Annotated in this window: 26 protein-coding genes; 20 read left to right on the top strand and 6 right to left on the bottom strand. The window is 59.8% G+C overall.

What is annotated here, in order from left to right; all coding sequences use genetic code 11:
- Window positions 1-8: 8 nt before the first annotated feature.
- Together L1C91_RS08070 and L1C91_RS08065 are read right to left on the bottom strand one after the other, a co-directional pair.
- Window positions 9-2,183, bottom strand: coding sequence for a transglycosylase domain-containing protein (locus tag L1C91_RS08070; RefSeq protein ID WP_234858810.1), 2,175 nt, complete (start codon window positions 2,181-2,183; stop codon window positions 9-11).
- A gap of 79 nt (window positions 2,184-2,262) precedes the next feature.
- The gene (locus tag L1C91_RS08065; RefSeq protein WP_234858809.1) at window positions 2,263-2,628 is read right to left on the bottom strand and encodes a DUF5318 family protein; all 366 of its coding nucleotides are present in this window, start codon (window positions 2,626-2,628) and stop codon (window positions 2,263-2,265) included.
- 146 nt (window positions 2,629-2,774) lie between these two features.
- Between L1C91_RS08065 and L1C91_RS08060 the strand changes: the two genes are divergently transcribed.
- Window positions 2,775-3,233, top strand: coding sequence for a MarR family winged helix-turn-helix transcriptional regulator (locus tag L1C91_RS08060; protein WP_419178727.1), 459 nt, complete (start codon window positions 2,775-2,777; stop codon window positions 3,231-3,233).
- 12 nt (window positions 3,234-3,245) lie between these two features.
- Complete coding sequence (locus L1C91_RS08055; protein WP_234858807.1) at window positions 3,246-3,728, top strand: hypothetical protein; 483 nt, start codon at window positions 3,246-3,248, stop codon at window positions 3,726-3,728.
- Here L1C91_RS08055 and trhO read toward each other — a convergent pair.
- Complete coding sequence (gene trhO, locus L1C91_RS08050; RefSeq protein WP_234858806.1) at window positions 3,725-4,642, bottom strand: oxygen-dependent tRNA uridine(34) hydroxylase TrhO; 918 nt, start codon at window positions 4,640-4,642, stop codon at window positions 3,725-3,727. The two genes, L1C91_RS08055 and trhO, sit on opposite strands and share 4 nt — an antisense overlap.
- Window positions 4,643-4,689: 47 nt before the next feature.
- Here trhO and L1C91_RS08045 point away from each other — a divergent pair, with 47 nt between their 5' ends.
- The 3 genes from L1C91_RS08045 (at window position 4,690) to L1C91_RS08035 (ending at window position 7,191) form a co-directional block, all read left to right on the top strand.
- A complete protein-coding gene (locus L1C91_RS08045; RefSeq protein ID WP_234858805.1) occupies window positions 4,690-5,040 on the top strand; it encodes a helix-turn-helix domain-containing protein in 351 nt (116 codons plus the stop codon).
- A complete protein-coding gene (locus L1C91_RS08040; protein ID WP_234858804.1) occupies window positions 5,033-5,842 on the top strand; it encodes an Fpg/Nei family DNA glycosylase in 810 nt (269 codons plus the stop codon). Before L1C91_RS08045 ends, L1C91_RS08040 begins: the two co-directional genes overlap by 8 nt.
- Window positions 5,843-5,913: 71 nt before the next feature.
- Window positions 5,914-7,191, top strand: coding sequence for an MFS transporter (locus L1C91_RS08035; protein ID WP_234858803.1), 1,278 nt, complete (start codon window positions 5,914-5,916; stop codon window positions 7,189-7,191).
- 62 nt (window positions 7,192-7,253) lie between these two features.
- Here L1C91_RS08035 and L1C91_RS08030 read toward each other — a convergent pair whose 3' ends face one another.
- Together L1C91_RS08030 and leuS are read right to left on the bottom strand one after the other, a co-directional pair.
- Window positions 7,254-7,457, bottom strand: a complete 204-nt coding sequence (locus L1C91_RS08030; protein WP_234858802.1) for a hypothetical protein — start codon at window positions 7,455-7,457, stop codon at window positions 7,254-7,256.
- Window positions 7,458-7,803: 346 nt separating this feature from the next.
- Window positions 7,804-10,632, bottom strand: coding sequence for a leucine--tRNA ligase (gene leuS, locus L1C91_RS08025; protein ID WP_234858801.1), 2,829 nt, complete (start codon window positions 10,630-10,632; stop codon window positions 7,804-7,806).
- 218 nt (window positions 10,633-10,850) lie between these two features.
- Here leuS and L1C91_RS08020 point away from each other — a divergent pair, with 218 nt between their 5' ends.
- Genes L1C91_RS08020 through L1C91_RS08000 form a run of 5 tightly spaced genes read left to right on the top strand, consistent with a single transcriptional unit; the run spans window position 10,851 to window position 14,956 of the window.
- Entirely contained in the window at window positions 10,851-11,879 is a 1,029-nt protein-coding gene (locus L1C91_RS08020) for a mannose/fructose/sorbose PTS transporter subunit IIA (RefSeq protein WP_234858800.1), read from the top strand.
- Window positions 11,879-12,676 (top strand): PTS mannose/fructose/sorbose transporter subunit IIC, encoded by a 798-nt coding sequence (locus L1C91_RS08015; protein ID WP_234652957.1) that lies wholly within the window; start codon window positions 11,879-11,881, stop codon window positions 12,674-12,676. The genes L1C91_RS08020 and L1C91_RS08015 overlap by 1 nt, the downstream gene beginning before the upstream one ends.
- A 12-nt stretch (window positions 12,677-12,688) precedes the next feature.
- Window positions 12,689-13,591, top strand: coding sequence for a PTS system mannose/fructose/sorbose family transporter subunit IID (locus L1C91_RS08010; protein WP_234652955.1), 903 nt, complete (start codon window positions 12,689-12,691; stop codon window positions 13,589-13,591).
- The gene (locus L1C91_RS08005; protein WP_234858799.1) at window positions 13,588-14,442 is read left to right on the top strand and encodes an HAD family hydrolase; all 855 of its coding nucleotides are present in this window, start codon (window positions 13,588-13,590) and stop codon (window positions 14,440-14,442) included. Before L1C91_RS08010 ends, L1C91_RS08005 begins: the two co-directional genes overlap by 4 nt.
- Before the next feature lie 55 nt (window positions 14,443-14,497).
- Window positions 14,498-14,956, top strand: a complete 459-nt coding sequence (locus tag L1C91_RS08000; protein ID WP_234858798.1) for a hypothetical protein — start codon at window positions 14,498-14,500, stop codon at window positions 14,954-14,956.
- Between the two features lie 166 nt (window positions 14,957-15,122).
- Here the strand turns inward: L1C91_RS08000 and L1C91_RS07995 are convergent, their stop codons facing one another.
- Window positions 15,123-16,448, bottom strand: coding sequence for a dicarboxylate/amino acid:cation symporter (locus L1C91_RS07995; RefSeq protein ID WP_234858797.1), 1,326 nt, complete (start codon window positions 16,446-16,448; stop codon window positions 15,123-15,125).
- Between the two features lie 96 nt (window positions 16,449-16,544).
- On the opposite strand from L1C91_RS07995, the gene L1C91_RS07990 reads away from it, so the two are divergent.
- The 10 genes from L1C91_RS07990 (at window position 16,545) to L1C91_RS07945 (ending at window position 26,343) form a co-directional block, all read left to right on the top strand.
- The gene (locus L1C91_RS07990; RefSeq protein ID WP_234858796.1) at window positions 16,545-17,144 is read left to right on the top strand and encodes an SdpI family protein; all 600 of its coding nucleotides are present in this window, start codon (window positions 16,545-16,547) and stop codon (window positions 17,142-17,144) included.
- Window positions 17,145-17,345: 201 nt separating this feature from the next.
- A complete protein-coding gene (locus tag L1C91_RS07985) occupies window positions 17,346-18,926 on the top strand; it encodes an anthranilate synthase component 1 (protein WP_234858795.1) in 1,581 nt (526 codons plus the stop codon).
- The gene (locus L1C91_RS07980) at window positions 18,926-19,600 is read left to right on the top strand and encodes a glutamine amidotransferase-related protein (protein WP_234858794.1); all 675 of its coding nucleotides are present in this window, start codon (window positions 18,926-18,928) and stop codon (window positions 19,598-19,600) included. Before L1C91_RS07985 ends, L1C91_RS07980 begins: the two co-directional genes overlap by 1 nt.
- Before the next feature lie 5 nt (window positions 19,601-19,605).
- Complete coding sequence (trpD, locus tag L1C91_RS07975; RefSeq protein WP_268836593.1) at window positions 19,606-20,652, top strand: anthranilate phosphoribosyltransferase; 1,047 nt, start codon at window positions 19,606-19,608, stop codon at window positions 20,650-20,652.
- Entirely contained in the window at window positions 20,649-22,097 is a 1,449-nt protein-coding gene (gene trpCF, locus L1C91_RS07970; protein ID WP_234858793.1) for a bifunctional indole-3-glycerol-phosphate synthase TrpC/phosphoribosylanthranilate isomerase TrpF, read from the top strand. Before trpD ends, trpCF begins: the two co-directional genes overlap by 4 nt.
- Before the next feature lie 9 nt (window positions 22,098-22,106).
- Window positions 22,107-23,438, top strand: coding sequence for a tryptophan synthase subunit beta (gene trpB / locus L1C91_RS07965; RefSeq protein WP_234858792.1), 1,332 nt, complete (start codon window positions 22,107-22,109; stop codon window positions 23,436-23,438).
- 1 nt (window position 23,439) lies between these two features.
- The gene (gene trpA, locus L1C91_RS07960) at window positions 23,440-24,282 is read left to right on the top strand and encodes a tryptophan synthase subunit alpha (RefSeq protein WP_234858791.1); all 843 of its coding nucleotides are present in this window, start codon (window positions 23,440-23,442) and stop codon (window positions 24,280-24,282) included.
- A 265-nt stretch (window positions 24,283-24,547) separates the two neighbouring features.
- Entirely contained in the window at window positions 24,548-24,937 is a 390-nt protein-coding gene (locus L1C91_RS07955; RefSeq protein ID WP_234858790.1) for a Rieske (2Fe-2S) protein, read from the top strand.
- 94 nt (window positions 24,938-25,031) lie between these two features.
- Window positions 25,032-26,015 (top strand): bile acid:sodium symporter family protein, encoded by a 984-nt coding sequence (locus L1C91_RS07950; RefSeq protein ID WP_234858789.1) that lies wholly within the window; start codon window positions 25,032-25,034, stop codon window positions 26,013-26,015.
- A gap of 4 nt (window positions 26,016-26,019) precedes the next feature.
- Window positions 26,020-26,343 carry a hypothetical protein gene (locus tag L1C91_RS07945; protein WP_234858788.1) on the top strand — a complete coding sequence of 108 codons (324 nt, stop codon included), beginning with the start codon at window positions 26,020-26,022 and terminating at the stop codon, window positions 26,341-26,343.
- The last annotated feature ends 33 nt before the right edge of the window (window positions 26,344-26,376 follow it).

Here is a 26,376-nt window from a genome sequence, read left to right as displayed (position 1 = left end):
TCCAACATCTAGCCGAAGATATTCGGAATGACGATGCCCGGCGCGAGCTCAATGGTGTCCGCCGGGGGAGCAGCAGGTGCTTCCTCTACCGGGGGAACATCCACCGGCATCTCCTCCGCAGGCGCTTCCTCCTCCGAGGCGTCATTGTTGCCGCCAGAGCTCGGCGGAGCGTAGACGTACGGGGTAGAGGAGTAGCCCATGCCCTCCGGCTCGGGGAAGTCCTCGTTAGGCTCGCCCTCCAGGGCCTGATCCATGGTGGACTTCCAGATGCGGGCCGGCATGCCGGAACCATACATCAAACCGCCCCACGAGTTGGTCAACGCCGAATTGTCCGCAGTGCCGACCCACACAGCCGTCGCCAACTGGGGAGTGGCGCCAATCATCCAGGCATCCTTGTTCTGACCAGTGTCGCCCAACTGAGTCGTACCAGTCTTCGCAGCAGACACGCGGCCACCCGCCAACTGATTGTTGTTGGAGTACGCAGCAATCGGACCCATCGCAGCAATCACATTGTTAGCGACCTTCGCGCTGACGCGACGCTCGCCCTCAGTAGCCTCATGTTCGTACAAGACGTCACCAGCCTGGGTGGTGATCTTCTGCACCAAGTACGGCTGGTGCCACACACCCTGGTCCGCCAACGTTGCCAAAGCAACAGCCATGTCCAAAGGACGGGACTCGTACTGGCCCAAAATAATGCCGTCTTCGGGACTACCACCGTCGTGGGTCAACGTCTGATCGAAACCAGGGATCTGCTTTGCCACACCCAACGCATGCGCCATATCGGCAACATCCTGGGCGCCATTCTCCAAGTCATGCTCCAAACGGATGAAGCTCGTATTGTGCGAACGCTTCAGGGCCTCCTGAATCGAGCAGAAACCACAGTCGTTACCTTCAACGTTGTTGACCGTGGCGTCACCCATCTGCACCGGAGCACTGGAGTAACCCTGGGACAGGGGAATGCCCTGCTGCAAAGCGGCAGCCAACCCGAAAACCTTAAACGTCGAACCGGTCTGGAGACCTGAGTTCGCATAGTCCCAACCGTTGGGATCTTCGCCACCGTAGTAGGCGCGGATCGCACCCGTCTTCGGCTCCACACTGACCACTGCAGCACGCAAAGAAGGATCATCGGGACGCTGAGCCATCTGCTCACGCACACTGTCCACCGCGGCGTTTTGATCCTTGGGGCGAATCGTCGTCGTGATGCGCAGGCCCTTGGTCTCCACGTCCTGCTCACTAATACCGAGCGTGCCGAGCTCCGCCATCACCTGATTCTTGATCAAGCCATTCGTGCCCTCCGCCTGAGTGAAAGCTTGGCTGTTATTCGGATCAATCGTCTCCGGATAGACCTGCTCAGCACGCTCCTGCGGGGTCAGCCACCCCTCCTGCTCCATACCGTCGAGCACGTAATTCCAGCGCTGCTCGGCTTCCTCGCGGTTAGTCCACGGATCCAAACTACTCGGGCGCTGAATACACGCAGCCAACACAGCAGACTCCGCAGGGGTCAACTGGTCCAAGGGCTTACCAAAATACGCCTCCGAAGCCGCAGCCACACCATAAGAATTACGGCCGAAATAAATAGTGTTCAAATACGCCGAAAGAACATCATCCTTCGGCCACTCATTAGCCATCTTCGCCGAATACACCAGCTCACGCAGCTTGCGCTTATAGGAACGATCATTACCGACCATGGCGTTCTTCACGTACTGCTGAGTAATCGTCGAACCACCACCGGCAGAAGAATCACCCGTGATCTGCCCCTTAATCGCACGGGCAAAACCCGTCACCGAAAAACCAGGGTTGGTGTAAAACTCGCGGTCCTCCGCAGCCAACACAGCATGCTTCAACGAATCCGGCACGCGATCAATCGGCACCTGCTCGCGGTTGCCCTCCTGAGGCACAATCCGAGCAAGCTCCGTCGAAGAATCATCCGCATAGATCGTCGACACCTGCTTGTTAACAAGCTCCTCCGGCTGCGGAACATCCGCCATCACATAAGCAATCATGAACGCCACAAACGGGGCACCCACCATAATCACCAAAGCCGACAGGGCACCAACCAGGGCCTTCTTCTTGCGTGACCACGCGGCCTTCGCCCGACGGCGGCCACCAGAACGCCCAGCGCCACCCCTGGCGGGACGCCCCCCAGAACGACGCGGACCCTGACTATTAGACGCACTGCTCACAGCAACAGCTCTCCGAAACTAGAAGAAAAAGAACACTTTCTCCGCTAGCCTAGCGAATTTTCACCCCCTACATATAGCCCTAACTACAAGTGGCCTCCTGCACCATCAACAAAAAATTCCACCCACACGCACTACACACCTCCACCGTATGCACCTCCGCACTACCCGTCTGCGCAACCAACGCCTCCAACTCTGCCTCGCTACGCGCACTATTAGCCCTCGAACCCACCGCATCCCCGAACACCCACCACACCTCACGCAACACCCCATCACGCTCACACACCGGGCACACCCCAGCAACCGCGCGACCATGAAACTTCGCCGCCGTCTGCAACAAAAAATCCCCCTCGCAAGCCTCCGCCCGAGACACACGCCCCTCACGAATCTGCTTAATATACTGAGCCCTACGCCACCTATGCGACACAGTAGAACCAAAAGAAATCATGCGGCCATGCTACTGATCGCCCGCGCCCCGCGCAGAAAACAAGCGCCCCAAACACACAGCAAAGTGCTCACAAGACCTGCCGATTTGCTGTGAACTTCTACACCAAACGCCCACGGTTATGGTGCAAAACGATAGTAAACGATACTATGGGCCTTATGACGAACACCCCCCTTGACATCGCAGCACAAATCCGTCCCGCAATGACGAAACTTTACGTCACCTACTTCCGTGTCGCACAACAATCCGACCTCACCGGGCCACAACTAACCATCATGACCCGCCTAGAAGAAAACGGTCCCGCACGCATCAGCGAAGTCGCCCGCGAACAAGGCATCCGCATGCCCACCGCCTCCAACGCCCTCCACCAACTCGAAGAACGCGGCATGATCTCCCGCCTCCGCGACACCTCCGACAAGCGCGGCGTCCGCGTCAAGCTCACTGCACAAGGCCGCGAAGAACTCAAACGAGTCGGCGCAGAACGCGACCGCCACTTCGCCACCCTCCTCGAATTACTCGACGAAGACGAACTCAAACTCGCCGAACAACTCATCCCCGTCATCAAACGCCTCGCCACCAACTACAACCCCGAGGCCTTCGAAAAATAAACCCCCACGGCCATGCACAGCCACCCAGAAAACGACCCGCACCTCAAAGTCGAGCTCCCAGAAGAACTCCAAAAAGAACTCGACTTTGACGCCGGCCGCCTAAGCCAACTCACCGAAGACGGAGAGGACCACCCCCTCTACCAGCTAGAACGCCACCGTCAATCCCTACAACAAGCGGTATTCTTCGCGGCGTCAACAATTTTTCTGACCCTGCTGGCAGGCCTCATGCTCGCTCTCACCTCCCACGCCATCGGCGGCCCCCTCTGCGACGCCGGCGTAGCAACATGGATCTGCAGCCGCACCTTCGAACTGCTCTTCCCCCTGCTGCCCGGCGCGATCGCCCTGGCAGGACTCATCGGCTGCGCCGTCGGCTGCTACAAAAAATACACAAACCACGACCGCTGGCAGCCGTGGCTCGCAGCCCTATGGGTGCTGCTGCCGTTCACCCTCATGTGGCTCACCGGCACCGGCACCATGGCCATCGTCGGGCACTAAGCCTGCGCCAACAACTCCGCCTGCTCGCGCGCAACCTCCACACAACGCTCCTGACCACAATGGCGGGTGGCAACATTGCCGAAACAGTCCGGGCACATCAGCACCAACTGCCGGCAATCATCCTCGTTGACACAATGCTCAAACTTGTTAGTCTCCGCGCCGCAGTGGATGCAGTGGCCCAGCGCCTTGAAGTCCTCACCGAACTCCATGTGCATGCGCTTATCAAACACATACAACGAGCCCTCCCATAGGCCCTGGTTGCCGTACTTTTCCCCATAGCGGACGATTCCGCCATCGATCTGGTAGACCTCCTTAAACCCACGGTTTTTCATCAACGAGGACAAAATCTCGCAGCGGATACCACCCGTGCAATAGGTGATCACCGGCTTGTCCTTCAGGTCGTCATACTTGCCGGACTCCAACTCGCGAATAAAATCATGCGTCGTATTCACATCCGGCACAATCGCATCCTTAAACTTGCCGATCTGAGCCTCCATCGCATTGCGACCGTCGAAAAACACGACGTCAGGATTATTTTCCACAAGCTCGTTGACTTCCTCAGGCTTCAAATGCACCCCGCCGCCAACAACGCCATGCTCATCAACCTTCAGCTCGCCCGGCGCACCAAACGCCACAATCTCATCGCGCACCTTCACGCTGAGCTTCGGGAAGTCCTCCGCCCCACCCTCAGACCACTTGAACTCGATGCCCTTGAAGTATTCCTTTGTCTTCTTCACATAGGTCTTGCAGGCATCAATATCGCCCCCGACCGTGCCATTAATGCCGTGCTCGCTGATCAAAATACGGCCGCGCAGCCCCAAAGACTGGCACAGGTCGCGCTGCCACAGCATCACCGCACGCGGATCGGAAATCGGCTGGAACTTGTAGTACAGGAGGATCTTGCTAATAGACACGCTACTAAGTCTAGCCGCCATTTGACAGATGTCTTATATTACAAACCATGGCCCGCGCATCCCAGCACCCCACAAACCTTCCCGCCCTCCACAAGCTGATCACGCAACTAGCTATCATCCGGGAAACCTCCGGGCTCACCATCGATGACGCCGCGAAAGCCATGGGCGTAGACAAAGCCGCCGTCTCCAAGCTGGAACGCGGCCTAACCAACCCCACCCTCCTAACCGTCGCCCGCTACGCAGACGCCGTCGGAGCCGTACTCGCCCCCATCGCCGTACCCCCCGCGCAAGGGAAACAGTGGACGGGCCTTGCCGACGAAGTACTGCTAGCCCTCGACAATGAAACCGAACTACCCACCACCCCAACACCCCACAAAGCGGGCCACGCACATGCCTGAAGGACACGTCATCCACCGGCTCGCCCGCGACGTCAACAATAATTTCGCAGGCCACCACGTTCGCGTCACCTCACCCCAAGGGCGCTTCGCAACAGAAGCAGCCCAACTCGATGAGTGCGAACTCACCCAAGCAGTCGCCGTCGGCAAACACCTATTCATCTGCTTCGACGCACCCTGGGCCATCCACATCCACCTCGGCCTGGTCGGCACATTCCACTTCACCCACGGCGAGCCCCGAGGCGTCGTGCGCCTACGCATCGGCCTCGACGACAGCGACACCTACGCCGACCTCAAAGGACCACAATGGTGCCGGCTGATCCCTGCCGCGTCAATACCGGACATCACCGACACCCTAGGCGCCGACCCCATCCTCGGAGGCCCACCCGAACGCCGCGACGCCGTCCTCCAACAAGTCGCACGCTCCAAACGCACAGCAGCAAGCGTGCTCATGGACCAGAAACTCTTCGCCGGCGTCGGAAACATCTACCGCGCCGAAACCCTCTTCCGCCTAGGCATCGACCCCATGACCCCCAGCCGAGAAATCGACGCACCCACCTGGCGTGACATCTGGGACGACCTCGAAACCCTCATGCGCGCAGGCGTCGACGCCGGCCGCATCGACACCGTCCGACCCGAACACACACCCGACGCCATGGGACGACCACCCCGCAAAGACGACCACGGCGGGGAAGTCTACGTCTACCGGCGGGCAGGCGACCCCTGCTACATCTGCGGCACCCCCATCGAACACAGCGTCATCGAAGGACGCAACCTCTTCTGGTGCCCCACCTGCCAACACTAAGCCCCCGGCACCCGGCAAACGCGCGGCCGTGATGTAATCTGAGCCATACTCTCACACAGGAGGTGGCCCAGGTGACCCACACGCACGAACATGCCCACGGCAAACACACACACGTCCGGCGCGCACATGAACGGCTCAGGAATGGCGGGCGCACCGCCGTACCCGCATGGCTGCGCGTCGCACTCGCACTATTCACCATCGCCTTCGGCGCCAACGTCTTCGCACCCATGCTGCCCGTCTACAAACAACTCAACGGACTCAGCGAAAGCAACCTCACCCTCATCTTCGCCCTCTACGTCGCAGGACTCGTCCCCGCACTCCTCATCGGCGGCCCCCTATCCGACCGCATCGGACGCCGTGCACTCATCCGACCCGCACTCCTATGCAGCGTCGCTGCCTCCACCACCCTCATGATCGGCGCCGCACTCTGGCTCACCATCGGACGCTTCATCGCCGGCGCCGCCATCGGTCTCGTCATGGCAGCAGGCGCCGCATGGCTTAAACAACTCAGCCCAGACAACGGCGCCAGCCAAGCAACCATCGCCCTCTCCGCAGGCTTCGGCGGCGGCCCCCTCATCGGCGGCCTCGTCGCCCAATGGCTCCCACACCCAGGCATCATCCCCTTCGCCCTCCACCTCACCATCCTCGCCATCGTCACACCACTCGCCTGGAACACCCCCGAACCCGGCCTCACCACCGCAACCCACACCGCAACCCCAACCAACGCGACGTCATCACCCACACAAAACACCCCACAACAACGCCGCCCCCTACTGCCACGCGCAGCCCTACGACCCCGCTTCCTCCTCGCCGTCGCAGCATGGGCACCATGGGTCTTCGGAACAGCCACCACATCATTCCTGGTACTCACCCACCTCAGCGCCCGCAACACACCCGCACCCATCGCCTACACCGGAGCCATCGGCGCCATCACCATGCTCACCGGCGCAAGCATCCAACCAGCAATCAAACGCTACAGCGCACGCCACACCAGCAGCCGAAGCGCCATCCTCGGACTCGCCACCGCAACCGCCGGACTCACCATCGGCATCGGCGTCGCCCACACCCACAACCCCTGGCTCACCATCCCCGCCGCACTACTACTCGGATCCAGCTACGGCATCATGATGGTCTCCGGACTCAAAGAAGTCGAAACAATCGCACCCCCACACGAACTCGGCGCACTCATCGCCGTGTTCTACAGTCTCACCTACGTCGGATTCTTCGCCCCCTACGCCCTATCCATCCTCGGGCCACGCTTGGGATACGCGCAATGCCTCGGATTCGGGATCATCGTCACCCTACTATCCATCCCCCTCGTCGCCCGCGCTGTCCGATACCCCGCCTAAAGAGGTGGGGCGGAGGTTGCGGGGTGCGAGTTGGCGCGGGGTCGCCGGGCGGCGAAGTTGGCTTAGCCCACGATCTTGTCCGGATCCCCCAAAGACTCGCCCAACCCCACCAACACAGCAAACACCGCACTCGCCGCAATAATCAACCACACCGCAGCCCAACGCCCACCCCCAGCAACACCCGACTGATACACACCAGCCGCAGCCATCACGATTAGGAAACCAATCGGGTCGAACAACACCACATTGCCGACCCAATCAAACACCCACCCAAAAAATCCGGTTGTACTTCCCCTCGAAAGGATTCAAGTGCAGCCCCCGGTGGCGATGCACCGCCGGTTCCCATAAGTAACCGATGCGATAGAACGCTTCGACCAAGCAACAATCTAAAAAGCTGTGATACTTTGTGATATTTCGCCGAAGTATCACAAAGTATCACAGCACGTCGCACGGCCTGCGCTAACTACCTACGCCAACTATGTGCATGTTTTTCGGCAGCGAGCCCTCAAAAATTACGTTTCCCCAAGTCGCGATTTGCGACAGACGCTCCCTGCCGAAAAATGTGCACACCTCAAACAAAAGGCCGCCATCGCCACAGCAACCCCAAACGCGCTACTTCACCACTAGGTTGACCATGCGGCCGGGAACCACGATCTCCTTCACAACCGTCTTACCCTCCACATGCGACGCCACAGCAGCATGCGCAGCAGCCAGCAGATCATCCTTCGACGCATCCACAGCAACAGTCATACGACCACGAACCTTGCCGTTGACCTGCACAGGAAGCTCGACGGAATCATCCTTAAGCCACTTGTCCTCAAAAGTGGGGAAAGGCTCATATGCCAACGTCGACTGCCCACCCAAACGCTGATGCAGCTCCTCCGCAATATGCGGTGCAACCGGCGCCAACATCAACACCAGCGGTTCCACAACAGCCCGCGGAGCCCCATCCGGGTACGTCTTCGTCACATAGTTGACGTACTCGATCAGCTTCGCAACCACAGTGTTCATCCGCAGATTGACGTAATCATCACGAACACCGGCGATGGTGCGATGCAACTGCTTGTTATCCTCATCGGTCAACGCGGCGTCATTAAGACGGATCGCACCTGATTCCTCATCAACCACCAAACGCCACGCGCGCTGCAAGAAACGCTGTGCACCCACGACGTCCTTCGTCGCCCACGGACGCGAGGTATCCAACGGGCCCATCGCCATCTCGTACACGCGCAGAGTATCCGCACCATAATCGTCACAGATCTCGTCCGGGGCGACCGCGTTCTTCAGCGACTTGCCCATCTTGCCGTACTCCTGCGTGACAGGCTCGCCCTGGTAGAAGAACTGGCCATCGCGCTCCTCGACCTCCGCCGCCGGGACGTACACGCCACGGGAATCCGTGTACGCAAACGCCTGGATGTAACCCTGGTTAAAGAGGCGACGGTAAGGCTCGCGGGAAGAGACATAGCCCAGGTCAAACAGCACCTTGTGCCAGAAACGGGAGTACAGAAGGTGCAGCACAGCGTGCTCCACGCCACCAACATACAAGTCGACGCCGCCCGGATCCTGCGCACCGCGATCAGCCTGCGGGCCAGTCCAGTACTGCTCGTTGGTGAGGTCGCAGAACGCGTCGTGATTTTCCGGATCAATGTAGCGCAGCTGATACCACGAAGAACCCGCCCACTGCGGCATCACGTTGGTATCGCGGCGGTACATCTTCGGCCCATCACCCAGGTCGAGCTCCACGTTGACCCAGTCCGTGGCCTTCGCCAACGGCGGCTGCGGGGAAGAATCAGCGTCCTCAGGGTCGAAGCTCACGGGCTTGTAGTCATCGACCTCCGGCAGTTCGATCGGCAGCATCGAATCCGGCAGGGCGTGCGCGACACCGTCTTCGTCGTACACGATAGGGAAGGGCTCGCCCCAGTAACGCTGGCGGGCAAACAGCCAGTCGCGCAGCTTGTACTGGACCTTGCCGGCACCCGCGCCCTGCGCCTCCAGCCACTCGATGGTGGCGGCCTTGGCCTCATCCAAGGACATGCCGTTGATATCCAAGCCGCGGTCATTAGCGGAATTAACCGCCGTACCTGCATCAACGAAAGCCTCTTGCTCGATGTTACCGCCGGCCACAACCTCGATAATCGGCAGGTTGAACTCGGTCGCGAACTCGTAGTCGCGGGTATCGTGCGCGGGCACAGCCATAATCGCGCCCGTACCGTAGCCGGTCAGGACATAGTCGGCGATAAACACCGGCAGCTTGTCCCCATTGACCGGGTTGGTGGCGTACACACCAAGGAAGACACCCGTCTTGTCCTTATTTTCCTGACGCTCCACGTCGGACTTCGCCGCGATTGCCGAACGGTAGGCTTCTACCGCTTCCATTGGTGACGCCGCGTTGTATGTCCACTTCGGGTCAACATCTGCTGCATACGGGGTGTCTGCCACCAACGTATCCACGAGCTCGTGCTCGGGGGCAAGGGTGACATAGCTGGCGCCGAACAAGGTGTCGGGGCGGGTGGTGAACACGGTGACGGTGTGCCCCGCGACGTCAAAATCCACCTCGGCGCCCTTAGAGCGACCGATCCAGTTGCGCTGCATCGCCTTGACCTTGTCCGGCCAATCCAGCAGGTCAAGGTCGTCGATCAGGCGATCCGAGTAGGCGGTGATGCGCATCATCCACTGGGACAACTGCTTGCGGAAGACGGGGAAGTTGCCGCGCTCGGACTTGCCGTCGGCGGTGACTTCCTCATTAGCTAGCACCGTGCCCAAACCGGGGCACCAGTTAACCATCGAATTGCTGCGGTAGACCAAGCGGAAGGAATCCACGACCTGTGCCTGAGCGGCGCGATCCAGGGTGGGGTAGTCCTCGTGGCCTTCGACCTCGCCGCGCTCGAGGCGCTCGATCAGCTGGGCGATCGGCTTGGCCTTCTGCTCCTCCTGGTCAAAGTAAGCGTTGAAGATCTGCAGGAAGATCCACTGGGTCCACTTGTAGAACTCCACATCGGTGGTGGCCACGCTGCGGCGGCGGTCGTGGCCCAGGCCCAAGCGGCCGAGCTGCCGCTCCATATTGTCAATAGACTCCTGCGTCTTAATGCGCGGGTGGGTGCCGGTTTGGATCGCGTACTGCTCCGCGGGCAAACCGAAAGCGTCATACCCAAGCGTATGGAGGACGTTTTTGCCCTGCATGCGGTTGTAGCGGGCGTAGACGTCGGTGGCGATGTAGCCCAGCGGGTGGCCGACGTGCAGGCCTGCGCCGGAGGGGAAGGGGAACATGTCCTGAACAAACAGCTTCGGCTTGTCGGCCGCCCCCGGGTTTGCTGGGTTTTCTGCGGCGAGGCTGCCAACGGGGTTGGGCGCGTTGAAGGTGCCGTTGTCGATCCAGTACTTCTGCCAGGCAGATTCGATCTGGCCAGCCAGTTCGGGGGAATAGCGATGCTCAGGAGTCATAAAAAGACAGTCTAATACTTCTAGCGTTTAGTTCCTGCAGGTGCGGTGGGGTTAGAGGGCCGATGCTTGCTTGTTGGTCCGGCAGTAACCCCGCCGCCCCCGAAAATGTGAGATTTATCCAGCCCGTCCGACTACTAATCGGGCACGATCGGGCATAAACTATGGTGCATGACAGCTAATTCCGCAATAGTAATACCAACCACAAAGGAGAATCGACTATGGTGTCACTCATCGTAGCGGCGCACGACAAACTCGCGCCCGCACTCATGGGCACCGCCACCATGATCCTCGGCCCCACAGAAGGCGTCACAACCGTCACCTTCATGCCCGGCCAAGGACCCGACGACCTCATCGCCGAATACGAACAAGCCACCCAAAACGCCAACCCCGACGACGGCGTCCTCATCCTCGTGGACCTCTTCGGCGGCAGCCCCTACAACGCCGGCGCACGATTCGCCGCCAACCACCCCAACGCCGACGTCGTCAGCGGCGTCAACGTCCCCATGCTCATGGAGGTACTCGCCGCCAACAAACGCGACGGCGCCACAGTCGACACACTCGTCGACAAAGCCCTCAAAGCAGGCACCACCGGGGTGCGATCCTTCAAACGCGGCAAACCAAAAAAGAAAACCACCCCCGCCGCAACCACACCTGCGGCCGCAACCGACGCGACGTCATCACCCAAAAACGACACCACAAACAATGACGCCGCGGGGGCCATCGACCCCAACTTCCCCAAAGACCCCAACCACACCATGAACTGCGTGTTCATGCGCATCGACAGTCGCCTCATCCACGGGCAAGTCGCCGGCTCCTGGGTCAACCACGTCGGGCCGCAAACACTGATCGCCGCCAGCGACAGCGCCGCCAACGACCAACTACGCAAAGAACTCCTACTGCAAGTCGGGCCCGCCAGCGCGCGCACCAACGTGCTCGGCGTCGATAAAACCATCCGCGTCTACTACAACCCCGACTACGAAGGCATGAAAACCATGATCGTCGTCGAACAACCCGAAGACGCACTGGCCCTGATCAAAGCGGGCGTCACCGTCAAGGAACTCAACATCGGCGGCGTGACCTTCAAACCCGGCATGAAGCAGGTCAGCGAAGCGGTCTACGCCAGCGACGAACACCTGGCTGTCTACAAAGAACTCGCGGACATGGGCGTGCCCATGATCCTCCAACAGGTACCCAACTCCCACCGCACGGAGCTCATGGGCGCCCTCAAGCAGAAAGGCCTCATCTGATGAGCACAATCAGCTTCATCATGGTGGTGCTCGTCGCGCTGATCGCCGGCATGGCGTCTGTGTGCGACGAACGCCAATTCCACCGCCCCATCGTCGCCTGCACCCTGATGGGCCTCGCGATGGGCGACCTGAAAACCGGCATCATCCTGGGCGGTTCGCTCGAGCTGATCGCCCTGGGTTGGATGAACGTCGGCGCCGCCATGGCCCCTGACGCCGCGTTGGCCTCCACCGTCGCAACCGTGCTGGTCATCGCATCCGGCATGTCCATCGCCGAAGGTATCGCCATCGCCGTGCCACTAGCCGCCGCAGGCCAGGTGCTCACAATCTTCGTGCGCACCATCGCCGTGTTCTTCCAACACCAAGCCGACAATTATGCCCAAAAGGGTAGTTTCCGTGGGGTTGAGATGATGCACTTCTCCGCACTGCTGCTGCAGGGCCTTCGCGTCGCCATCCCCACCGCGATCATCGCCGCGGCCGCAAAAACCACTGCGGTCGCGAGCTTCCTCGACTCCATCCCAGAGGTCATCACCGTCGGCCTACAGATCTCCGGCGGCTTCATCGTTGTCGTTGGTTACGCCATGGTCATCAACATGATGAAGGCCCGCATCCTCATGCCGTTCTTCTTCCTCGGTTTTGTCCTCGCCGCCTTCATCCCCGACCTCAACCTGGTTGGTTTGGGCATCATCGGCGCCTGCCTGGCACTGGTGTACGTGCAGCTCAACCCCATGTTCCACGACCGTATCGCCATGCCGGCCCCCGCACGCGTCGGCGCCAACTACGACAACGAGCTCGAGTAAGGAGCGCCCACAATGTCTACGTCTACCAACAATGACAAAGTAGTCCAGGCCGCACAGCCGGATGCCCCGGTCGACGCTGCCACCTCAACCGCCGAGCCGCAGCTGACCAAACGCGACGTCATCGATACATACATTCGCTCGACGTTCATGCTTGGTTCCTTCAACTTCGAACGCATGCAGGCCATCGGCGTGGCAGTCACGATGATCCCCGCGATCAAACGCTTCTACCACACCAAAGAAGACCAGGCAGCAGCCATGCGCAGGCACCTGGAGTTCTTCAACACTCACCCGTGGATCGCCTCGCCGATTTTCGGTGTGACCGCCGCAATGGAGGAGCAACGCTCCCGTGGTGAAGACATCGATGACGCCGCGATCACCAACGTCAAAGTCGGCCTGATGGGTCCGCTGGCTGGTGTCGGCGACCCACTGTTCTGGGGCACTGCGCGGCCCGTGCTGGCTGCGTTGGGTGCGTCGCTTGCAATCCAGGGCAACATTTTGGGCCCGATTATCTTCTTCTTCGGCCTGAATCTGATCCGCTTCGCAACCCGCTGGTATGGCTTCCGTGTGGGTTACGAAAAGGGTGTGCAGATCGTCGGTGAGGTCTCTGGCAACACCTTGAAGCGGCTGACTCAGATGGCGTCCATCATGGGTCTGTTTGTGATGGGTGCGCTGGTCAGCAAGTGGACATCGATCAACATCCCGTTCGTGCTCAGCGAGTACGACAACCAGGCCGGCGAGCACGTGGTCACCACGGTTCAGTCCATTTTGGATAGCCTGCTGCCTGGCCTTGTGCCGCTGCTGATGACCTTCGCATGCATGTGGCTGCTACGCCGCAAGATCAACGCCATCTGGATCATCTTCGGCATGTTCGCCATCGGCATCCTGGGCTACTGGGCAGGTATCCTCGCACCATGATCCAGCGATCCCCGGCACGCCTGCTGGCCAGTGATCTTGATGGCACGATCCTGTTCCAGCGCACCATGAGCAACAATGACGTCGCGTCGCTGAAGCGATGGCGTTCGCAGGAGCCTGCGGGCTCGCACCAGTTGGTGTGTTGCACTGGTAAGTCTCTTGCTGCGACCCGGTACTGCATTGATCAGTTTGGTGTGCCGTGGGATTTCTATGTGATGTACACGGGTGCGGTGGTCTGCGACAGTGACTACCGCATCTTGCATGCCTCTACCTTGAGCAACCATGTGATGCTTGAGGTATGGGAGTTTTTATCCCGCGTCCCCAGTATCGCGGTGTATGCCACCACGTTGGATACCGAGGATGTGTCTTTGGGGGAGTCCTTGCCGCAGGGGGTGGCAACGGACATGATTCAGACGTTCGTGCCCTTGGACCCGGCGCGCATCCCCGAGCATCAGTTTGTGGGTGTTCCCATCTGGGTTCCCGCAGAGGCTGCGCAGGTGGGCACCGATATAGACGACCTGCAGGCACAGATCCTTGTCCGTTTCGGTGACGTGTTGGATTGCCACCGCAACCAGGACTTTTTGGACATCGTGCCGAAGGGTGCGACCAAGGGCAGCGGCCTGCAATGGCTGCTGGATTACCTGGGCTCGGGGGAGTGCATAGGGGCGGGGGAAGGCATGCAGGAGAGCGCGGTGGAGTTGCTGACCGCTGGCGACAGCTTCAACGACCTTGATATGCACCGCATCGCCGACATCTCCGCCAGCTTCCCGCACTCCCCAGCAGAGGTTCAGGCCGCCACCACCCACGTGGTGGGCAGCATGGCTGAGTTCATCGACACAAACCTCGAGCACTAGTTCCACCGCCCTAGCTGAAGCAGGCATCCCACCAGCACTGAAAAGGAACACCACAATGGCTACGAAAAATCCCGGCGGAAACCCCGGCGCGACACCACACCATGGACGCAACCCGAAGGGGGATGGGCAAAAGTCCTTTATGGAAACGCTGCGGGAGGTCGGGGGCAAAGAACTTGACCCGCGGCGTCATGAATCCGATCTTGTTGTCTCCGTTGCGGGTGTCGTTACTGGTCTGATGATCGCCGCGATCGCCGTATACAAGTGGTTTCCGTTGGTCAGCGTGGTGTTTTTGGTGTGCGCGCTGATCGCTCTGTGGGGTCGGTGGGTGATCCGCCGGCAGGTGCTGCGCGACGTCGCCGACCTTGCGACCGCGAAGGAAGGGTTCGCTGCCACCGGGCAGGAGGAGTACCGGGAGTTTGTGCGGCTGCGCAGCCAACAGATGCTCACCGACAACAAGGCGCTGACCGCCTACGGCCGCTCGGTGGTGCAAGATTACGCCCAGTGGGCCGGGTGAATTTTTAGGTTTTTGCGGGGTTTGTGCCAAAATCTGTTCATTTTGGCCTCCCAGAAAACAGCGACCTGGGGAAATGCTGCGGCGGTAAGCCTAGTTGCACATATTTTGGCAAAATCCGCGCGCGAGTGGCCGGGGCCAGCCTCCAGACCGGCATCGGCCCAGTTGCCTAAGCCTTCCCGGAAGCCCCGGAAGCCTCAGAACCCCCGGAAACTCCGGTAACCCCGGAACCCTCACCGAGCTCAGCGGCTTCGGCGGCGTCGAGGTCTTCTTCGATAGCTTCGATCTCGTAGCCCATCGGGGGCTCTTGGATTTCGGAGCGGGAAATCTTGCCCTTGGCTAGCTTGTTGAGAACCATGGCGATCGCGCCGTCGCCAGTGACGTTGCAGGCGGTACCGAAGCTGTCGATGGCGATGTAGGCGGCGATCATCAGGGCAACCATGTTGTCATCGAAGCCGAGGTTGGAGGCCAGCAGGCCGGTGGCTGCCATGATCGCGCCGCCGGGAACGCCCGGGGCGGCAACCATGGTGATGCCCAGCATGAGGATGAAGCCTAGGGCGCTGCCGAAGGTCAGGGGGATGTCCGTCATGTACATGATGGCGAAGGCGAACAGGCTGATCTTCAGCATGGAGCCGGACAGGTGGATGGTGGCGCAGAGGGGGATGGAGAAGCCGGCGACGGTGGGGGAGACGCCGTTTTTCTTGGCGCATTCGTAGGTGACGGGGATAGTTGCTGCGGAGGAGGAGGTGCCCAGGGCGGTGACGTAGGCGGGCATCATGGTCGCGAGTGCTTTGAAGGGGTTGCGGCCTGCGAATGCGCCGGCGATGAGGAATTGCACGACGAGCAGCAGGATTGTCATGACGATGGCGACGAGCAGCACCTGGGCGAACCCGGTGAGGGTGGCGGTGAGGTTGCCGTTTTTACCCATGGAGATGAACATGCCGCAGATGAAAATCGGCAGTAGCGGGATGACGAATTTGGAGATCACGCGCATGATGACACGCTCCAGGTCGCGGACGACGTGGTCGAGTGCGTCGGATTTCACAGCGGTCATTGCGGTGCCGAGGGTGAAGGCCAGCAGCAGCGCGGTCATGACGCCCATGGGCGGCGGCATTTCGATGCTGAAGTAGGGGCTCAGTGCGCCTTCGTCAACGTCAACTGCAGAGATCAGGGATTGTCCAGCGAGTAGTTTGGGGTAGAGCACTGACGCCGCGCCGAAGGCCAGGAGGCCTGCGAATACGGTGGATGCGTAGGCGATGCAGGTGGTGGCTGCGAGCCATTTGCCTGCGCCTTTGCCGATGCCGGAGATGGCGGGGGTGATCAGCGCGAAGATCAGTACGGGGATGAAGAATCCGAGGAAGTTTCCGAAGAGGCCGTTGAAGGTGACGAAGACCTTGGCGATGCTATCGGGCAGGATTTGGCTGCCGATGATACCCAGCACAATCGCGATGACGATTTTGAACAGCAGTGAGTTGCTGAATCGTTTGAAATCCATGTTAATGGCCTTAAATATTCTTAAAGTTTGATAGTACGAAGGGTAGATTACCAGCTACTTGGCCATAGTTAGGCACTGAACTACACTTATTTACTCATGATGGTTAACGTACTTGTTGCTTCAGTGACTGGCATCGCTGCTGCGGCACAACTTGTCGCCGGTGGTCTCGCGTGGAGTGGCAAGTTGCCTGGTAATGGTGTGGTGGGGCTGAATATTCCGGAGGTTCGTACTTCGCGGGAGCGGTGGGATGCAGCGCATCGTATTGCTGGCCCGTTGTGGACGTTGTCGGGGGTTGCGTTGGTTTTTGCCACGCTGATTGCGGTTGTTGCTGGCGGTTGGATGTGGTTGGCTTTCGCGTTCGCCTTGTTGTGCGCGGTGGTTGCGCAGGGTGTTGCGGGGTATATGGCTGCGCGTTCTGCGGCTGTGTGGGCGATGCGGGATGAGATTGAGGCTTCGCGTAGTGACGCAGGCTGTGGTGACGGTGGCGGGTGTGGTTGCTGTGGCGATGGCGGCGCGGAGGCTTCGGAGGAGCCTTATGATCCTTCGAAGGATTGTGGGGTTGTTGGGGGTTGTGGTTCTTGCGCGCTGAATGGCAGTTGTGAGCAGTCGGCTGCGGCGCCGTCGGGTGGTGGCGCTGACGTTAATGTTGACGCCGTGTTGCGCGCGGCGTCACAAAGCGATGATTCACGGCGGTGAGTTGCGGCGTGGTGGTTGCCCCTGCTGCTGGTCGTTTGCGGCGGCGGGTGTATAGTTGGACTCATGTTGAAATTGAGCTGGTGGCGCCCGGTCTAGCGGGCACGTTTGCGCACTAGCCTTGTGGCTCGCATCCTCGGTTTTTTACCCGAGCGTGCGGGCCACTTTTTTTAAATGCATCTTTATTTTTAGGAGTCTTGTCGGATGATCGTTGTTGAGCGGCCTGTCCGCTATCACGAGTCTGCTGCGGAGTTGTTTGCTTCGTTGGGGGCTGCGAGCACGGGGGATGCGGTGTTGTTGGAGAGTGCTGACATTCAGTCGAAGGAGGGGTTGAAGTCTATTGCGATTTTGCGGGGCTCGGTGCGGATTACGTGCCAGGGTAACCGTGTTGTTGCGGAGGCGTTGACTCCGAGTGGTGTGGGTATTGTTCGGCGTTTGGCGCAGCAGTTGCCTGATTATGTTGATTCTTCCGGGGCTTCTGGGGGTGATGACGCCGCGGGGGTTGCGGTGTTTGTGTTCCCGGATGTGTCGGCGTCGGTGGATGTGGATGAGTTTGAGCGCCTTCGTCAGACTAACACGTTGGAGCCTTTGCGTTTGTTGCAGCAGGATTCTGGTTATGAGGATCGGGAGTTGCCGTTTTTGGGCGGCGGGTTTGCGTTTGATTTTTTGGAGTCTTTTGAGGCTTTGCCGCGTGTGGAGCAGGGGACTAATTTTTATCCGGATTATCAGTTTTTGAATGCTGAGATTTTGTTGACGGTTGATCATCAGAGTCGGACTGCGTTTTTGCGGGGGGTGTGTATCCCGGAGCAGCGTGATGTGTTGGCGGGGGATTTGGATGCGTTGGTCGCTCAGATTGAGGAGGAGTTGACGGGTGCTGACGCCGCGGGGGTTGCTGCCCCTGTCGATGCTGCGGGTTCTTCGGTGCAGGCGCGGGCGTCGATGAGTGATGCTGAGTTCCGCGATGTTGTTGAGCAGATGCAGAAGTACATTTATGAGGGGGATATTTATCAGGTTGTTCCTGCGCGTGCGTTTACGATGCAGTGTGGGGATGCGTTTGCTGCGTATAGGTCTTTGCGTGCGTTGAATCCTTCGCCGTACATGTTTTATGTTCGGGGGGAGGTTGATGGGAAGCCTTATGAGTTGTTTGGTGCTTCACCTGAGTCGAATTTGAAGTTTAATGCAACTAGCCGGCAGGTGGAGTTGTATCCGATTGCTGGTACTCGTCCGCGTGGTGCGGATCATGAGTTGGATATTCGTGCGGAGTTGGAGTTGCGCACGGATGCCAAGGAGATCGCCGAGCACACCATGCTGGTTGATTTGGCGCGTAATGACTTGGCTCGTGTGGCGGTGCCGGCGACTCGCCAGGTTGCGGATTTGTTGCAGGTGGACCGCTATTCCCGCGTGATGCACTTGGTCAGCCGGGTTGTTGCCATGCTTCGCCCAGAGTTGGACGCGCTGGATGCGTATCGTGCGTGCATGAATATGGGCACGTTGACGGGTGCCCCTAAGCTTCGCGCAACTGAGTTGCTGCGGCAGGCAGAGGGTACGCGTCGTGGTTCCTATGGTGGCGCTGTGGGTTATCTGCAGGGTGGGGGAGATATGGATACGTGCATTGTTATTCGTTCGGCGTTTGTGGCTGATGGTGTCGCCACGGTTCAGGCGGGTGCTGGCGTTGTGCGCGATTCCCAGCCGCAGTCGGAAGCTGATGAGACGTTGCATAAGGCCTTCGCGGTGCTCAATGCGATTGCGCAGGCCCAAGGTAGTGATGTGGAGGTGCTTCGATAATGAGCGCTCGGATTGTATTGATCGACAACCAGGATTCTTTTGTGTACAACCTCGTGGATGCTCTTGCGGTGGCGGGGTTTGAGTATGTGGTGTATCGCAACACCATCGACCCTAAGGTTGTATTTGATTACAACCCTGATTTGATTGTGCTCAGCCCCGGCCCAGGCCACCCCCTGGAAGCCGGCAGCATGATGGACATCATCAAGCAGGCTTATGGCACCATCCCGATCCTCGGGATCTGCCTGGGCTTCCAAGCACTGCTGGAACACTTCGGCGGGGACGTCCGCCCCGTCGGCCCCGTCCACGGGGTCTCGGACATCATGGAGCTCACCGAGGAAGGCGTCGCAAGCGGCCTGTTTGAAGGCCTGACGATCGATTCCGGCCCGGACCTACCCGGCGTCATTGGTACGAAAGTTCCTGTTGCCCGCTACCACTCGCTGGGCTGCACAGACGTCCCCGAAGCACTGCTGTCCTTGGCGACATGCACCAGCGATGCAGGCACCGTCACCATGGCGGCACGTACCCGGGACAATATGGCCATCGGCCTGCAGTTTCACCCAGAATCGGTGCTCACGCCCTCGGGGCCGCACATTATTAACCGCTGCGTCGAAGCCTTAAGCACAACGTCTACCCAACCCGCTGCTGCACCAAGCAACGCAGACACTAAGGAATAGTCACGATGAACACTCAACCAGCAACCAACACCAACGCAACCCCGGAGCAGCTTTTGCATAGCCTGCTGATGGGCCAGCAGCTCGGCGTCGAAGACACCACCTCTGTCTTCCGGGCCCTGGCGGCTGGTGCGTTTAGCCCCACTCAGATCGCCGCGCTGTTGGCTACCCTGCGCACCCGCGGCGAAACACCTGCGGACATTACCGGCGCGGCACAGGCCTTCATCGAGGCCGCACGCCCGTTCCCTGTCACGGGTTCGCCTCTTATCGACTGCGTGGGCACAGGCGGCGACGGCGCCAACACCATTAACATTTCCACCACTGCCGCGTTGCTCTCTGCCGCTGGTGGTTTGCAGGTCGTCAAGCACGGCAACCGTTCGGTGAGTTCCAAGTCGGGTGCGGCGGATGTACTTGAAGCCCTGGGGTTCGACCTTGGGCAGGATCCTGACGCCGCGTCGCAACAGCTGGCACGCAGCGGTTTCTGCTTCCTGTTTGCACCGGGCTACCATCCCGCTTTCGCCCACGTGATGCCCGTGCGCAAGGAGCTCGCCATCCCGACGATCTTCAACGTGCTGGGGCCCTTGCTCAACCCGGCGCGGCCCGCCTTGCAGTTGATGGGTACTGCCCGCCCGGAGCTCGGCCCCATGCTGATTGAGTCGATGCGTAACCTTGGCCGCGAGCGCGCCCTTGTGGTGCACGGGTCTGGTACGGATGAGGTCGCAGTGCACGGCTCTACTGATGTGTGGGAGCTGCGCGATGGCGAGATCACCCAGTACTCCATCACTCCCTCTGACCTCGGTTTGGGCACTTACGAGTTGTCCGATCTTGTTGGCGGCGAGGGTAGTGATAATGCCCAGGTGGTGCGCGATGTTTTCGCAAGCTCTGCCAGCGATGCCCATCGGGATGCAGTTCTCGCCTCCGCCGGTGCGCTGTTCTACCTGGCGGGTGCTGCCGACAGTTGGGCTGATGGGGTCGCTGCGGCTCGTGACGTCATTTCTTCCGGGCGGGCTGCCACGTGGCTCGCACAGTTTTCTACCGCAGGGGAGCGCGCATGAGCGAACACAACACAGGCCTTCCGACAGTGTTGGAGGAGATCGTCGCAACCCGCCGCACCCACCTTCCGGAAATCCGGGCGCGGGTGGCCGGTGTGGAACCCGAGCCGTCGACGCGTTCGCTATTCGATAGCCTCAACCAGGGGCTGGGCGGCCGGCGGTTCATCATGGAGTGCAAGTCCTCGTCGCCGTCGCTAGGTATGATCCGCGAGGCCTACAACCCCGGTGAAATTGCCCGGATTTACAGCCGTTATGCCGCGGGTATCTCAGTTTTGTGCGAGCCCACGCGCTTCGGCGGCAGCTACGACCATCTTGCGACGGTTGCCGCGTCCACGCACCTGCCGGTGTTGTGCAAGGATTTTATTGTTGACGTCGCGCAGGTCAAGGCCGCGCGCGTGTACGGCGCGGATGCGATCTTGCTGATGCTGTCTGTGCTGTCGGATGAAGAGTACCGTCAGCTGAGTGCTGAGGCAGAGCGTTATGGCCTCGACGTGCTGACGGAAGTTATTGACGCAGACGAGGTTGCCCGGGCTATCGCCCTGGGCGCGAAGATTTTTGGTTGCAACAACCGCAATCTTCACGATCTATCGATTGATCGCGGTCGCACTGAGCGCCTGGCACCGGTGGTGCCCAAGGATGCTGTGTTTATCTCGGAGTCTGGCATCCGCACCAACGCACACGTTAAAGACATCACCCGTTTTGTTAACGGCTTTTTGGTCGGCTCCCAACTGACAGGGGAGCCGGACGTTGACCGTGCCGCCCGCTTGTTGGTGTACGGCCCCGCCAAGGTGTGTGGACTCCGCACGCCGAGTGCCGCCCAAGCCGCACGCGCAGCCGGCGCCACATACGGCGGCGTCATTTGTGAACCCGCCTCGCCCCGCAATGTTTCACGTGAAACAATCGAAAAAATCACGGCGGCCGAGCCCGGCCTGACCTACGTGGCCGTCAGCCGGCGCACGGAAAACTTCTCCGAGTTGAATAATCTGCCCGGAGTAGACGTTCTACAGGTGCACGCGCCAAACGTCACTGTGTCAGAGGAACTGGATTTGATCGCTCGTGCCAAGGCGGAGGCCCCGGACCTTCAGATCTGGCGCGCGGTCAACATGGCCGCCCCCCAGGCGCACGACATCATCGCGGCGCTCGTAGACCAGACCATCGTCACAATGTTTGTACTCGACAACGGCAACGGTGGTACAGGTAAGCACTTCGACTGGTCGAGCCTGAACTTAAGCCCCGAAGTGTTGTCGCGCTGTCTGATCGCCGGTGGCATCGGACCCGATAACGCGGCGGCCGCCCTTTCTACTGGCGTTGCTGGCGTCGACCTCAACTCCGGCGTCGAGTACACCGCCGATGTCGTCGCAGGCGCCCCCGAGCTAGCCCACCATAAAGACCCCTCCCGTATCCGTGCAGCTCTCGAGGCAGTCCGCACGTTCACCCCAAGCCACTAGGAGTCCGCAATGAACGAACACCTTACCCCCAGCGGCAACCCAGAAGGCGTTGCTCCCATCCTTAACCCTTACTTCGGTGAGTTCGGTGGACAGTACGTGCCCGAGCTTCTCATCCCGGCGCTTGACCAGTTGGAGAAGGCCTTCGTCGACGCGATGGACGACGAAGACTTTTGGGAGGAGCTCCGCGGCTACTTCCGAGACTACCTCGGCCGCCCGACCCCGCTGACCGAATGCTCCAACCTTCCCCTTGATCGCACCCTCGACCTCAGTGCTCCCGCCCCCAGGGTAGGGGAGCGCAGTGAGTGGACGCACCGTGCGGGTGAGGGAAAGGTGCGCATCTTCCTCAAGCGCGAAGACCTCGTGCACGGTGGCGCTCACAAGACCAACCAGGTCATCGGCCAGGCCTTGCTCGCTAAGCGAATGGGCAAGACCCGCATCATCGCTGAGACCGGCGCGGGCCAGCATGGCACCGCAACAGCACTAGCCTGTGCGCTGCTGGGCCTCGACTGCGTGATCTACATGGGTGCCGAGGACGTCGCCCGCCAGCAGCCCAACGTCTACCGCATGGAACTGATGGGCGCGAAGGTGGTTGCTGTTGATAGCGGCTCAGGCACGTTGAAGGATGCGGTCAACGAGGCACTGCGCGACTGGACCGCCACCTTCCACGAGTCCCACTACCTTCTCGGCACGGCCGCCGGACCGCACCCCTTCCCGACGATCGTCCGTGAATTCCACCGCGTTATTTCCACTGAGGCCCGCGCTCAGGTCATTGAGAAGACAGGTGGCCTCCCGGACGTCGTAGTCGCCTGCGTGGGCGGTGGTTCCAATGCCATCGGGATGTTCTCCAATTTCATTGAGGACGAGGGCGTGGAGCTAGTCGGGGTGGAGCCTGCGGGTGAAGGTCTGGATACCGGCCACCACGGCGCCCCCATTCACGCCGGCGACGTCGGCATCCTTCACGGTGCGCGTAGCTACCTGATGCGTACCTCTGATGGCCAGGTGGAGGAGTCCTACTCCATTTCCGCCGGCCTTGACTACCCGGGCGTCGGCCCACAGCACGCGCATCTGCACAAGTCCGGCCGCGCACAGTACGTGGGTATCTCCGATCGCGAGGCGCTGCACGCGTTCCAGGTGCTGTCCCGTCACGAGGGCATCATCCCCGCGCTGGAGTCCAGCCATGCGTTGGCCTACGCCCTCAAGCGCGCTGATAAGGCAGTAGAAGAGGGTAAAGAATTGACCATCGTCGTCTCCCTGTCTGGCCGTGGCGACAAGGACGTCGACCACATCCGCCGCACTTTAGAAAGCCACCCCGAGTGGGTTTACAACCCGGAGGAGAACTAACATGTCCCGTTACGATGCCCTTTTTGCCGCGCTTGATGCCAAAAACGAAGGCGCTTTCGTTCCCTTCGTAACCCTCGGTGATCCGAATGAGGAAGCCTCGTATCGCATCGTCGAGGCCCTCATCGAGGGTGGTGCTGATGCCCTGGAGCTCGGCGTCCCCTTCTCCGATCCGGTTGCAGATGGTCCCACCATCCAGGCGGCGCACATTCGCGCACATGCTTCGGGTATTGATGTTGACGCCGCGTTGCGTGTTGTGCGCAGGATCCGCGACGAGCATGCGGATATTCCGATTGGATTGCTGATCTACGGAAATGTCGCTTTCGCACGTGGCACCGAGCAGTTCTATCGGGACGTCGCCCAGGCCGGCGCCGATTCGGTACTCCTGCCCGATATTCCGGTCCGCGAGGGGGGGTCTTTCGCGCAGGCAGCCACGGCAGCCGGGGTCGATCCGATCTTTATCGCACCGCCTCACGCTAACCCTTCCACTTTGGAAGGTGTAGCGCGGCTCTCCCGGGGTTACATCTACGCAGTATCCCGCGTGGGCGTGACGGGGGCTGAAAAGGAATCCTCGACCGAGGGCCTTTCCGACGTTGTCGCCAACCTCAATAGCTTTGGGGGAGCGCCGGCACTACTCGGCTTCGGCATTTCCACACCCACCCATGTTGCAGACGCCATCGCCGCGGGCGCCGCCGGAGCCATCACCGGTTCCGCCGTCACCGCGATCGTCGCAAAGCACTGCGAGCAACAAGAGGACGGACAGTGGACGGTTAAAAATGACGCCGCGCTCCACGATGATATCGTCGCTTACGTTCAGCAGATGAAGGCCGCCACCGCTCGCGCCTAAATTCCCTCTCCTCTAATCCCCATGTTTCACGTGAAAGATGGGGACTTTTTTCCACTCCATCAAAACTTCCTTTCCGATGTTTCACGTGAAACATCACCGTCCCAACCGAACGAAGCCGTCGCGAAAGATATGGCGTAACAGTGACGTTTAGCCGCCCATGTCGAACATGCATGAAAAATCGCTTAACTCTCGAAATTTTCGGCCTACAAGATGAGCTAGGTTGCCCTAGGGTGACAGCACGGTGCGGCGCGCGTTAACTAGAGGCATGTCTGATCAACACCCCTTGGGCGATAAGGTGTGCAGCCGTCGCCTTTTTTTGTTGGGCACCGCGGCCACACTCGCGGGCGCACTCGCCGCGTGTGGCGGGGGAGCAGAGGCCCTCGAAGTCGACCCCTCCGAGATTCCGGTCGGTTCCGCGAAGGTTTTCGGCAAGTTCATCATCGCCCAACCCACCGAAGGCAAATTCGTGGCTTACTCATCGCGGTGTCCGCATCAGGGCGCGCGCGTGGCGGATGTTGAAGGCGACCGCCTGGTGTGCCCCTCACACGGGAGCGAGTTTTCCATCGCTGATGGCAGCGTGTTGGTCGGTCCGGCGCGGGATCCTTTGGAGCCAGCCAAGCTTAAAGCGGCCGACAACAAACTGGAAGTCAACTAAGCACTTCTTCATCACTTCGCCCAAACGTGGGTGTTTCACGTGAAACATCCGAAGTGATCCACCCCCGGCGTCGCCAAGCGCATAAGCTAGGCACATGACCACACCACACACGACAGCCGGGGCAAAGGTGAAGAACTTTTTCGAGCGCCTTGATCCACTCATTGTGCTCATCATCAGCGCAGTAATCGTGGCCATCGTCTTGCCGGCTAGGGGAGAGTTTGCGGAGCACTTCAGCTTAGCCACCAAGCTAGCCATCGCTCTATTATTTTTTCTCTACGGGGCTCGACTGTCACCGCAAGAAGCCTTAGCTGGCCTGAAGCACTGGCGTCTACACCTCACGATTTTGGCTTTTACCTATGCCGTTTTCCCTTTGATAGGTGTGGCACTTAGGCCACTGCACTTAGTGTTTGGAATGCCCCTTTACCTGGGGATTTTATATCTCACGCTTGTACCTTCAACGGTGCAATCCTCCGTCGCGTTTACGAGCATAGCTCGCGGAAACGTCGCTGGGGCTATCGTCAGCGCCTCTGCATCGAACCTCATTGGTGTGGTGCTTACCCCGGTGCTCGTCATGATAACGATGGGCGGAAGTGTGACGCTCAGCCCGAAGATCTTCGCGGACATCGCGATCCAGCTGCTGCTCCCATTTGTCGTAGGTCAACTATTGAGGCCTTTGGTTAAGGATTTTGCGAAGAATAAGGCTACGAAGATTGTCGACCGCGGATCGATCACCATGGTTGTCTATTCGGCGTTTTCAGCCGGAATGGTCGAGGGTATTTGGGGCACGGTGCGTGCTGTGGAGTTGGTAGGGCTTGTAGCTTTCGCGGTCGTGCTTGTGGCTGTGATGTTGTGGCTTACCCGGGCTGTGGCGACGCGGCTGCACTTTGTGGAGGAGGATGTGAAGGCGATTCAGTTCTGCGGGACGAAGAAGTCTCTCGCCACGGGTTTGCCGATGGCTGCGGTTGTTTTTGGTGGTGCGAATTTGGGTTTGTTGATTCTGCCGCTGATGATTTTTCACCAGGTTCAGTTGATGATGTGTTCGTTCCTGGCAGGGCGTTATGCGAAGCAGTTAGACTAGCGGCATGAGTACTCCAAGCAGCCCTCAAGCATCAGGTGATGTTCTGTACGTTAAGTTGATTTTTGATGTGCCGGAGACGCGGATGGAGCATATCGCGGAGCTTAGTCCGACGGATGATCCGACGTTGTGTCAGATGCTGCGGATTGTGGAGGTTCGTGATGGCCGCCTTGTTGGCTATGCGCAGCAGGGTGAGAGCAAGAATATGAATGTTCCGGAGCCGTTTGTTCCGCATCCGGATACTTATGGGGATTTCCCTGATGTTTCGTTTGAGTATGTTGACGCGGAGCACTTTAGGGCTTTGTGGGCAAAGGCTCTGGCCAGCCTGTAGGGGGCGACAGAGTCGGGATGAACGATCCCTCTA

This window comes from Corynebacterium argentoratense (assembly GCF_021491455.1).
Lineage (GTDB): Bacteria > Actinomycetota > Actinomycetes > Mycobacteriales > Mycobacteriaceae > Corynebacterium > Corynebacterium argentoratense_A.
Note: the sequence above shows the minus strand (reverse complement) of the source record. Positions and strands in the feature narration are given on the sequence as shown.